At 63.8% G+C, this 12,275-nt stretch carries 6 protein-coding genes; 5 read left to right on the forward strand and 1 reads right to left on the reverse strand.

Annotation, left to right across the window (positions count from 1 at the left end; genetic code table 11):
• Positions 1–33 precede the first annotated feature (33 nt).
• Positions 34–1,053, forward strand: coding sequence for a hypothetical protein (locus tag CYU89_RS17600; RefSeq protein ID WP_296282836.1), 1,020 nt, complete (start codon positions 34–36; stop codon positions 1,051–1,053).
• A 383-nt stretch (positions 1,054–1,436) separates the two neighbouring features.
• Here the strand turns inward: CYU89_RS17600 and CYU89_RS17605 are convergent, their stop codons facing one another.
• Positions 1,437–1,820, reverse strand: a complete 384-nt coding sequence (locus CYU89_RS17605) for a hypothetical protein (RefSeq protein ID WP_296282837.1) — start codon at positions 1,818–1,820, stop codon at positions 1,437–1,439.
• Between the two features lie 186 nt (positions 1,821–2,006).
• Here CYU89_RS17605 and CYU89_RS17610 point away from each other — a divergent pair, with 186 nt between their 5' ends.
• The 4 genes from CYU89_RS17610 (at position 2,007) to CYU89_RS17625 (ending at position 12,275) form a co-directional block, all read left to right on the forward strand.
• Positions 2,007–4,916: a hypothetical protein gene (locus tag CYU89_RS17610; RefSeq protein WP_296282838.1), complete on the forward strand. Its 2,910-nt coding sequence runs from the start codon at positions 2,007–2,009 to the stop codon at positions 4,914–4,916.
• 421 nt (positions 4,917–5,337) lie between these two features.
• On the forward strand, positions 5,338–9,267 hold the full coding sequence (locus tag CYU89_RS17615; RefSeq protein ID WP_296282839.1) for a hypothetical protein: 3,930 nt from the start codon (positions 5,338–5,340) through the stop codon (positions 9,265–9,267).
• Positions 9,268–9,460: 193 nt separating this feature from the next.
• Positions 9,461–9,958 (forward strand): hypothetical protein, encoded by a 498-nt coding sequence (locus tag CYU89_RS17620; RefSeq protein ID WP_296282840.1) that lies wholly within the window; start codon positions 9,461–9,463, stop codon positions 9,956–9,958.
• A 145-nt stretch (positions 9,959–10,103) separates the two neighbouring features.
• Entirely contained in the window at positions 10,104–12,275 is a 2,172-nt protein-coding gene (locus CYU89_RS17625) for a hypothetical protein (protein WP_296282841.1), read from the forward strand.

Below are 12,275 nucleotides of genomic sequence, written 5' to 3' on the forward strand. Positions count from 1 at the left end.
GTTCCGCATGTTCGACACCACGCCGGGGGCCCGATGCTCCGCTACCTGACCCGCCTGTTCTCTCCGCAGGAGCGCACCGCGTCTGCTGCGTCTGCCGCAGACGCGCGGCCGCGCGTGCCCGTGGCGATGCACTGGTTCGCCGACACGCGCCTGCCGATCGTCGACTGGGAACGCCTGCACGAAGCGGGCAACGCGCCGCCGCACGGCGAGGAGGCGCACGTGTACTGGGATTCGGCCGCGCAGGCGTGGCTGGAGGCCTTGCGCGATGCATTGGGCAGCCCGTACCACGTCACCGGATCGGATGACTTCCTGCTGCTCTCCACGCTGGAGGCGCGGCCGGCCCAGGTCTTCCTGACGACATGCCAGCGCATGCACGCACGCATCCGCCGCAACCTGGGTTCCCTGGCCGATGATGGCGGCTGGGGACGGTACGTCGTGATGGTGTTCGACGACCCCGACGACTACTACGACTACGTCGGCCATTCCCATCCGGACGACGGCGAGTACGCGATGTCGTCCGGCATGTTCATCCAGGCCGGCTACGGCCATTTCGTGATGCCGCTGGAGCAGATCGATGCGATGGAACCGGTCATCGCGCACGAGCTCACGCATTGCCTGCTGGCGCACCTGCCGATCCCCGCCTGGCTCAACGAAGGCCTGGCGATGAACACCGAGCACACGATGTTCCCGCAGCTCGCCGCGCCATCCGCACAGCTCTACTTCCCGCACGAGATCGCGGCGCAGCATGCGGCGCACTGGAATGCCGACAGCATCCAGGCGTTCTGGTCGGGCAAGTCGTTCCTCGCCACCGACGACGGCAACCGCCTGTCCTACGACCTGGCGAAGAAGATCACCGCGCTGTCCGCGCGCGATGAAGCAGCGTTCCGCGCATTCGTCGCGCAGGCGCACCTGCAGGACGGTGGCCTGGCCGCCGAGCACCACCTCGGCTTCCCCATCGCGCATCTGGTGGAAGCGGTGTTGGGCGATGGGCCGTGGCAACCGCAACCCACCCGGTGGCACGAAGGGGCCGAGCGCGGATGGTTCGGGTGGTAGGACCGTACAACACGCGGTTGATGCGTACCGGGTTGTCCGGAAGCTGGCTGGGCCTGGCGGTGTCGACGAGCCGGGTGGCCCGGCGGGCGGGGCGAGGCGCCCCCGTCCTACGTTCCTGCGGACTGTCGACCTGTCGGCCAGACTTCAGGTGGTCGAATGTAATTGCGCGCGCCAAATATCGGTCTTTCAGGGCACCTCAGGACAAGATCGAGTCGCACTGTGGGAAAGGCATGTCCTTTGCGGGGTAGCCACTGCGAGTGTGCCTGTGTGGGCCGAGCCGGCTCACTGAGAATGAATCCAGTCGGGGATAGCGGAATGAATGTTTTCAGGCAGCCTGCGTCGTCGGTGGGCGCGAGCGCCGTCGCGGGCGTGCCGGAGGCGTGTCACGCGCGGTCCCGTCCGGCCCTTCGGGGGAGCGGTTCACCGACGCGATGGATCACCCTCATGCCGAATTCTGTAGTCACAGTTACACGTCTTTCCTGCCTTGTCCGGTAGATGATGAGTAGCGCGAAAGTGACTTTCAATTGTGACAGCCGGCCCGGTTTCGGGGGCGTGGGGAGCGCTCGGCGCATGTGCGCCGTATTCGCACCGGAGCGCACCTGCAGCGCCAGATGTTGGCCAAGATAAGAATGGACGGAAGGGTCGATGGTGCCGGGTGCGGCTGGTGAATCAGGCTGGGTCTGGCCAGCCAGAAGAACTTCGATGTGGCGAATGCCGACGATGTCGATGACTTCAGTGAAGAGCTCGCTTACGACGATTCCGACCACAACGGTTGGTTGATAAACATCTTCGGGAAATGCTGATTGCCTGCGGGTCGCGTCGATCCGTTACTGAAATCAGTTTGCTAAAGGAAATTTGGGGAATTATTCGTGACTACATTAATTTCGCGTGCCAATGCACACCCACAGAGGTGGTCCTGGAAATCGCTGCTGGGAATTGCAGCCACGCTGCTGATGGGGGTATCCCAGCAGGCGCAGGCACAGTCGTTCGGCACCTGCGATGCGCGGATGTTCCTGGAACAGACGAATTCGGCTACCACCTTGTCCACGCTTTACAACGTGGTCTATACCACCGCACCGTTTACGTATGCCAGCCTGGGTACGGGTTCGCCCCGCAATGGCATTGGCTACAACACGCTGGACAACTACATCTATGGTATGGAGTGGGGCAGTAGCAGCGGTAATGAACTGATCCGCGTAGCGGCAAACGGCAGCAGCACCAACCTGGGCGTGGTCACCGGCTTGCCCGTGTCCAACTACAACAACGGTGTGATCTCGCCTACCGGCGATTATTACCTGACCTCAGGTTTTGGCGGGACGACGCTGTACCGGGTGAACCTGACCACCCGGGTCGCTACGCCTATCACGATGAGTTCGTCGATCACCGTGTCTGATCTGGCTTGGCACAACGGCTTGTTGTGGGGTGTCAACTCGACTACGGGCTCGCTGATCAGCATCAATCCTGCGAATGGTGCCGTGACCACGATTGGGTCATCGTCCCCTGTCAACAATGCGATTTCGATGTGGGGTTTCAACAACGGTCTTTTCGCGGGCACCGGATCCGCTATCTACGCGGTTGATACGGCGACGGGCGCGGTCACGTTGATGAGTACGTCGCCGTCTGCCACCAACGCCGACGGTGCGAACTGTCCGGGTGCCAACATCCAGTTCAATGCCGACCTGTCGGTGACCAAGACCAACACGCCGGCATCGGGGCCTAACGACCTGGCCAACGACACCTACACGGCCGGCGAAACACGCACTTATACGATCGTTGTGCGCAACACCAGCGCCTCATTCGGTGCCCAGAACATCACGGTCAGCGATCCGCTTCCCGCCGGCATCAGTGCTGCGACGGTCAGCTGGACCTGTGCCAACACTTCCGGTGGCTCCCGCTGCGGTGCAGCCAGTGGCACTGGTGCGCTCAATGACACCGGCCTTGACCTGCCGCCCAACGCGGTAGCAACGTATCTGGTCACCATGACCGTGCCGACCACTTTCACCGGCGATCTGACCAACACGGCGACAATCACGCCGCCAAGTACTATCAACGACACCAATTCTGCCAACAATACCGCGATCGATACGGATTCCCCGGCGGCGCGCCTGACCATTATCAAATCGGTTCCGTCGGGGCAGGGAACCGCCTTCGACTTCAGTCAGTCCGGCATGCCGGCCACGGCAATCGGGTCGCCGAACGCAGCCACGGCGACGGCATTCACGCTCAATCCCAGCGTGGTGGCGGGCGGCAACCTGACGGCCACCCAGACCTACAGCAACGTGACTCCCGGCACGACGATCACGGTCAACGAGCTCAAGTCGTCCAATATTGCGCAGTACTCGCTGGTCAACATCGTCTGCACTAACGCGGCGGGTGCGCCGACAGGAAGCACATTCCCGACCAGCATCAACAACGCAGCACCCAACGGATCGCCCATGGGCACCGCCACAATCAACTTGGTGCCCGGGGCTGACGTGACCTGCACGTTCAACAACGTGCGCAACCCGCGCGTCGTGATCGTCAAGAATACCGTGGGTGGCGATGGCACCTTCACCTTCACCGAAGCCAGCTCGGCGGCCGGCACCTCGCTGTCACCGGCCAGCCCGATCAACCTGGTGACCTCGGGCGGATCGGCCACGGTCAACACCACCATCGCCGGGTTGAGTGGTGCCACCACCACCAACGTGACCATCACCGAAGCGGTGACGGCCGGTTTTACCCTGAGCAGCATCAACTGCACCAATCTGACCACCGGCACGGCATTGAACACCGGCACCACACCGTCGGCCACCGTTACGCTGGCCAGCCGGCAAGTCGTGCTGGGCAGTGTTGCTACCGGCTCTGAAGTGCAGTGCACCTTCGTCAATACGCGCAACGCACAACTGCAACTGCGCAAGACATGGGCGAATGCGCGCGTGAACGACGCGGTCAGTATTCCTGCTACCAGCGGCTTTGCCACCAACACCACGGCTTTCAGTTCGGTGGCCAACACCGCCAATGAATCCGACAGCAGTACGGCGGTCAACGTGTTGGTGGGCGCCACCGGCACCTTGCCGACGGAAAGCTTCACCACGGGTTCGGCAGGCAACTACCTCACCACCGGGTGGGTCTGCACGGACGGTGGCAGCACGGTCAACGTGGCACAGGGCGGCAGCCTCACCATTCCGGCCAGCAGCGCAGGCAGCACGCTGGTGTGCACCCTGACCAACGCGCGTCGCCAAGCCACCTTGGCATTGTCCAAGACGTGGGTAAACGCAGTAGTCAACGATACGGCCAGCCTGCAAGCCGCCGGAGGCGCGAATACGGCCACGCTGGCATCGGTGGCCAACAACGCCAGCGAAACCGATAGCGGATCAGCCGTCGCTGTATTCGCGGGCGAAGTACTGACGCTGTCGGAAACCCTGGGGGCTGGCAACACCGGCTTTTACGTTGCTGGCGCATGGTCATGCACCGGCACGGCGAACCTGTCGGGAACCAGCCTGACGGTAGGGGGGGCGGACACGGTCATTGTGTGCCGGATCACCAACACCCGAGCGAGTGCCGATGTGGCGATCAACAAGGCGAGTGCGACGAATCCGGTGACTGCAGGTGGCACCATTGCCTACACCATCGTGGTGACCAACAATGGTCCTTCTGCAGCAGATAATGCGCTCGTGAGCGACGACTGGACCGCGACGCCTGGTCTGGATTGCAGTGCCGGCCCGGCGACTTGCGCGGTATCGGGCACCGGTGGCACGCAATGTCCAGCGCCGGCCAGTGTGACGCCCTCCAGTTTGCAGGCGGGGCTTGCGATTCCCGTGTTCCCGAGCGGCGGTGTCGTGACCTTCACCCTGCAGTGTGCGGTGACGGCCACCGGCTTCTGACGCAATGCGATCAAAGTCGCGGGCGGCACGCTCCCGTATGAAGGCGCACGACCCATGATGTTTCATATGTTGGGTAGGCGCTCGGTCAGTGTTACCCCTTTGCCGCGATCCGGGTGATGCCGGCTCCGCAGTGGCGATGAGGTGGACGGGGTGTCATTGCGTGGCAGGAAGCAAAGAGTAGACGGAACCCTGGCCATGGCTCTTCCGTACTTTCTGCAAATGACGTCCCGAATGTTGAAGCGTGCGCATTGCGCTCGAATAACCGAAATTACGGACTTTCGGCGCACGCCGGCGTGCGTACGCCTCCAAGCTAATATCTTTCAGACAGTTGCTCGTACCCAATAGCGGCCCCATGTTCATACATTCCCGAAAGCCCGCTGCACGCCCTGTCTCTCTCTACGTGCTCAGACTCGCAAGGGTGGTGGCAGCCGTCCTGGTGCGCGTGAGCGTACTGTGTGCGCCAACGGTTGCGATTGCCCAAGAAGCCCCAGGTGGTGTCGCGTCGGGCATTACGGTCTGGTATGACGCCGGAACAGGAATTCCCCAAAATAGCACCAACCTCACTGCCAGCTGGTCGCAACGTGCAGGCAGCGCAGGTGAAACCCCGCTGACTATTCTGGGCTCAACGGGGTCGATCGACTCACAGGTCGGGGTGTTCAATTTCAATCCGGCCATCCGCTTCAACAACCCAGGCGGCCCAGGGAGTGGTCGCCACTACGGGGGGCCTGAGACGCGAGATCAAAACTGGATTACGCCCAGCACCACGGGTTCGGCGTTTGCGGTGGCAAGCGCCAGCGAGCAGTCGGCCATTCTTGCCCGCGGCGCCGGCAGTACGTGCGGCGCAGATCTGGGGCGTTGTAATGTAGGGTTCCGTGCCGACACGACTGGAACCAATTTCGGTGGCAACCCGTCAGTTACGGCGTATGCCAACGCAGTCAATCCAGGCAACCTGGGGCCCACCGTCAATGTCTACGGCCTGTGGGCTAGTTCAGGTGCGAATCTGCACCGCAATACGCGCAATGGCTGGACACGCACCGGCCCAGGCGTCACGAAGCAGGCAGCCGCCGACTATCAGTTCACCATCGGCAGCTTCCCCGGCTTCTCCAAAGACGGTCAGGTTGCGGAAGTCTTCTACTATGACCGCAAGCTCAGCGAGCAGGAGGCGCAACGTGTCACCAGCTATCTTGGCATCAAGTATGGCGTAACGCTGGACGGCGATGCCACGCGTAACAATGCGACCAACTACGATTATCTGAGTGCTGCGGGCACGGTGGTCTGGGCGGGCAACGGCACGACGAGCGTCAATGCCTACCACCGCAACGTATTTGGCCTGGGGCGTGACAGCGCGCTGGATCAGCGCATTGCCACCAACATGAATGACTCGGGTCCGGCAGCGACGTATCCATTGGATATCCTGACCGTGGCGACCGGCACGCTGTCGGCGCCCTCGCAGTTTGTGTACACGCACCAAAGTACAGGGGCGCAGTTGGCGCAGGGCCAATACCTGATGGTGGGCAACAACGGCGGCCTGACGACCGCTGCGACGGGCACCAGCGTTTCCGGTGTCGCCACGCCTCTGGATAACGGGACGTGGTCGCGTCTTAACCGTTTGTGGCGGGTACAGAACACGGGTGCGGTCGGTGCAGTGAGCTTGCTGTTCAATGTGCCTGCGGCCGGTGTGACGGCGTTGGGAGGTGACCTGAACGATGTGGTCCTGCTGGTCGATAACGACGGCAACTACACCAACGGCGGCACGCGCGTGGTGAGGGCGGGGCGGAGCGTGTCCGGCACCCAGATCAGCTTCAACGTCACCTTGGCGAATGGAGAGATCTTTACCCTTGCCAACAGCACCGAAACATTGACGCTGATCAAGACGACGGTCCAGGCCGCGGGTACGTTCGCCTTTGCCCTGACGGGTACCGTGCAAACCACCGGGACCGTCACCATGGCCGCAAGCGCCACCACGACGGTCGACGGCAATACGGGCGTTGCCGGCACCCAGCCTTTCGCCATCGTTTCGGCAGGCACGGCACTCAGTATCACGGAGGGCACGTTGCCTGCCACAGCCAACCTGTCCTCGATCACGTGCAGCAACGCGACCACGGGCGTGACGTTCTCACCGGTTTACGACTTGCCGAATCGCACGGTCTCCATCCCCGGGGCATCGGTGAATGCGGGTGCCAACATCACGTGTACATTCACCAACGTGCAGGCACCCGCCGTAATAAATGTCGAAAAGGCACTGCCCACCGGCCGTCTGGTGGCGAGCAACCAGTTCACGTTGTCGATGACGGGCACGGGCGCGCCTGCGGCGATCACCACCACTGGCACGGGCTCCACTGCCACCGGTACGCTCACGCATGCCACGGCTACGCCTGGCACGGCCTATACCATTACAGAAACGGCAGCAGGTAATACCGTGCTTGCCAACTACACCAGCACCTGGGCATGTACCAATACACGGGTCGGTGGGCAAACGCCCAGCGGCACGGGTACCAGCTTCAGCCTGACCCCTGCCGCAGGCGACAACCTGACCTGCACCTTCGCCAACACCGTGCCCGTGCAGCCCAGCTTCGGCACTTGCGATGCGCGCATGTTCTTCGAGGCAACGCCCGTACTTACTACCAACCTCTACGAGATGGAGTATGCCACCTCGCCGTTCACCTACAACTTGCTGGGTTCTTCCTCCACTGTCAGGCGCAATGGCATTGGCTACAGCGTGGTGGACAATTACATCTATGGCATCCGGTCCACCGGGACGCTGTCCGACAACGAATTGGTTAGAGTCGGCTCGGATGGCAGTGGTGTCAGCTTGGGTCCGGTAGCGGGTTTGCCACTGAGCAGCTACAACAACGGCACCATTTCGCCTGCCAACGATATGTACGTGATACCGGGCACCAGTACCACCATGTACCGGATTGATATCGATACGCTGACGGCTACGCCAATCACCTTGTCCACGACGGTATCGACGACCGACATGGCCTGGTACAACGGCTTGCTGTATGCGGTCAACCTGGCCAATCCCGTGCCACGGGACTTGATCACCATCGATCCGACAACGGGTCAAGTGACGACCATAGGCACAGTGGCGCCTGTCACCAACGCGCTTGCCATGTGGGCGTTTGCCAACGGCATTTACGCGTACCAGTCCGGGGCTGGGTTGATTTATTCAATCGACCCAGCGACAGGGCGCACCATGGTTGTCAGCCCCGCGCCCGTTACGAGTAATGGCGACGGTACCAACTGCTCCACAGCGAACATCCAGTTCGACGCCGACCTGTCAGTCAGCAAGACCAACACGCCTGCATCTGGCCCGAACGACCTTGCAGACGATGCCTATGTGCCAGGCGAGACGCGCACTTACACCATCGTGGTCAGCAATGCCGGCGCCTTTGGTTCGCAGGGTACCACCGTCAGCGACCCGGTCCCTGCCGGCATCGATGCGGCGAGCATCAGCTGGACCTGCGGTACTGCAACAGGTGGTGCAGTCTGCGGTGCTGCCAGTGGCGTGGGTGCCTTGCTGGACACGAGGCTCGACCTGCCACCGAGTTCCAGCGTGATCTACAGGGTTACCCTGACGGTACCAGCAGCCTTCGCCGGCGACTTATCCAACACGGTCACGGTCACTCCGCCGAGCACCATCAACGACACGAACGCCGCCAATAACACAGCGACGGATGGGGATTCGTCTGCGCCGCGGCTAACCTTGCGCAAGATCAGCATCGGCGGCGTGGACAGCTTCGGTTTCACCGGTACCAATGGCGTGGTCACGCAGACCCTGACCACGACCACTGCCGGCAGCCCGGTCAGCGGCGCAACCCAAGTCCTGACGGCGGCCGGCATCGCCACCACTATCACCGAAAGCACCTTACCGCCCACCTACCAGCTCACCGACATCACTTGTACGGGACTCGGTGCCGGCGGTACGGCGACGCCCGACCTGGCCAATCGCACCGTGGCACTCGATGTCGCAGCCACCGCAACGGGGGCCAACATCGAGTGCACGTTCACCAACACGCTGCAGCAGACCGACATCCAGGTGGTGAAGAGCGCTTCGCCGGATCCGGTGCTGAGTGGGCAGGTGGTGACCTACAGCTTGGTGGTGACCAACAACGGTCCGCTCGCGGCTAGCAACATCCTGTTGAGCGACGTGGCAGGTGTCGGCCAGGATTGCACCACGCCTTCCACGACGGCCACGTGCGCGGCCACCGGCGGCGCGACGTGTCCTTCGCCCACCATCCCGGTGAGCAGCCTGCTGGGCAGCGGCGTCACTATCCCGACCTTGCCGGTCGGCGGACAGGTCAACGTCACCTTGCAGTGCACTGTGACGGCCACCGGCAACCCCTGAATTCACCGCGCGGGTCGCGCGTCGCCCGCGTTCCTGCTCGCATCATCGCGAGCAGGCGCGGCGTGACGGCCCGCATCAGTCGACTCACATGTATGCGTGCGTTGTCCTTTTCTTGATCGTCGTCACGAATTCATGCGGACAGTGCGGGCCAGGCGCCCGCTCTTCATCTCACATGAAATCGAGGATTACACGCATGAATCTGTTTCGCAGCGCGGCGGCAGGATGGCTGATCGCCATGGCCGGTATGTCGGTGATGGCGGACGCACACGCGGACGCCGGTTGCCAGTTCACCCAGGGCTACTGGCAGAACCGCGCGCAGAACGCCGGCGACCTGAGCACCGACGTCTGGCTGGAACTCCGCTACCAGCCGTTCTATCTGTCCGGCCTCACGTACCAGCAAGTGCTGCAGGAGCCCTCGCGTGGCAATGCCTACTGGATCCTGGCCCACCAGCTGGTCGCCGCGCAGGCCAACTATGCACTGGGTGCGCAGACCTCCCTGGCGGTCGCGGATGCGCTGACCCGTTCCAGCCAGCTGCTTGGCCAGTACACACCGGACCAGATCGCCGCGCAGCCCAAGAGCAGCAGCGTGCGTCAGGAGCTGATCGCACTTTCCCGCACGCTCGACGACTGGAACAACGGACTGATCGGGCCCGGTACGTGCACCGATGGCGGCAGCGGCACCAACGGCTGATACCGGCCTCCGCATCGCCATTGCCGAGGTGCCCGGCACGGTCCTGGGAACAGGCCCGTGTCCCGGCACGCCGCTTCGGCTCCGCTCCATGCGGCGCAGCGACGGGACGGACTCGACCTCCATCGGAAGGAAAGACAGGGACCGCATGAAAAGCAGACGACTTGCCGGATGGGTGCTCGCGTTCGGGCTGGCCTCGGGCTGGAGTGACACGACACAGGCGCAGACCGTGGCGTTCGATCATGGCGGTGCCTCGACCGCGATCGGCACGGGCGCTTCCGGCACTCCCTCGCTCAGCTTCAACGTGACGGCGGGCCAGAACCGCGTCGTCTTCATCACCGCCGCGTTCGAGCGCGACCACTGCACGACCGACACCTCGGAGGTCTCGGGGACCTGCAGCGACGAGACATCCGCCAACAGCAACTTCGCGTCACCCGCCTTCGTGGCCACGAACGGTGCGAACGTGCAGATCCAGTTCACTGTCACCGGCCCGGGCGGCTCGACGACGGTGACCAACCCGTTGGCGCCGCCGGCCGGCGATCTGCGGCTCGTCAACAATTTTTTCACCATCAGCAACGGGAATGCCGACCGCGCGACGTATTCGCAGGAGGTCTACTTCGCCGCGCTCTACGAGTCGCAGCTGCGTTCCTTGTTGGGAGGTGCCGACAGCGGCACGCTGACGATCACGCTGCCGGCCATCGATGCGCCGAACCGGGCTGGCGACGAAGCGCTGCTGTCGGCCCTGCAGTTCAACCATGTCAGCCAGTTGGCGACGGGCGATCCCGGGACGGGCATCGTGCGGTCCCGCTTCGTTTCCGGCACCGAGTGCAGCACCGGCCTGCTCTACCTGGCCGGCGTGAACGCGCCGGGCAACTGGTCGGCGTGCCTGAACGGCTACGACGCCGGCCAGGCGCCGGTGAACGCGGGCGACGGCGTGCTGTTGATGGGCTTCAACGGCTACGCGCGCAACGGGCCGATGGACTTCGCCACGGTTCCCGGCTTCACCGAAGTGGCGAATCCTGCGGCGATCAACACCGACCCCGGCACGGCAGGCGTGGCGGGTGCGCACTTCCTGGCCGCCACGGAATCGGACGGCTTCAGCACGTCGTTCCAGTTCGCCAGCGGCATACCGGCGGCCAACATCACGATGCAGTCGCAGAACGGTGCGCTGACGTCGAGCCAGAGCACGTCGGGCGGCATGGCGGCCAAGTTCACGCTGACGCGCGCGCTGCTTGACCTGTCCATCACCAAGACCAATACGCCCGGCGTCAATGGCGATGTCGACCAGACGAGCGATACCGTCACGCCCGGCGCCACCACCACGTACACCTTGGTGGTCAGCAACGCATCGATCAACTATGCCGACCTGGCGACGCTGGTCGACCCGGCCACCAACGGCCTGACCAAGACATCGGTGGCGTGCACGGCCACGACCGGAGGCGCCGTATGTCCGGCCTCCGGCGCCCTGACGGTTGCGGCACTCGAGAGCGCGGGCGGCATCGCCATTCCCACCCTGCCGCCCAACAGCACCATCACCTTCACGGTTACCGCGACGGTGGTCGCGGGTGTCTCGCCGGTCATCAACACGGCCACGATCCGCTTGCCCGACGGCTACACCGATCCCGTCCCGGCGAACAACACCGCCACCGACAGCGACAGTGCGATTGCGCGGCTGACCTTGCGCAAGATCAGCGTGGGGGGCGTGGACAGCTTCGGGTTCAGCGGCAGCAACGGCGTGCTGGCCCAGACGCTGACAACGACCACCGCAGGCACGCCGCAGGCGGGTGCGCCGCAGGCGCTGGCGGCCGTGTCCACCGCGACGACCGTAGCCGAAGGGGTGTCACCGGCGACCTACCGCACCACCGACATCCGCTGCACGGGCCTTGGCGCAGGCGGAACCGCGACGCCGGACCTCGTCGCGCGCACGATCACGCTCGACGCAGCCGCGACCGCAGCGGGCAGCGACATCGTGTGCACGTTCACCAATACCCTGCAGCAGGCGGACGTCCAGGTGGTCAAGACGGCGTCGCCTTCCGCTGTGGTGTCGGGCGAGGTGGTGGCGTACAGCATCGTCGTGAGCAACAACGGACCGGTGGATGCCGTGGACGTGCTGGTCACCGACGCCACAGGTGCGGGCCAGGACTGCACGGTGCCGGCACCGGACGCCACCTGTGCCGCGACGGGTGGCGCCACGTGTCCATCGCCGACGGTGCCCGTCAGTACGCTGCTTGGCGGCGGCGTGACGCTGCCCAGCCTGCCCGTCGGCGGACAGGTGGTCCTGACCCTGCAATGCCGCGTCACCGCGAGTGGCGTGCCGTAA

Source organism: Pseudoxanthomonas sp., from assembly GCF_002863005.1.
Classification (GTDB): Bacteria; Pseudomonadota; Gammaproteobacteria; order Xanthomonadales; family Xanthomonadaceae; genus Pseudoxanthomonas_A.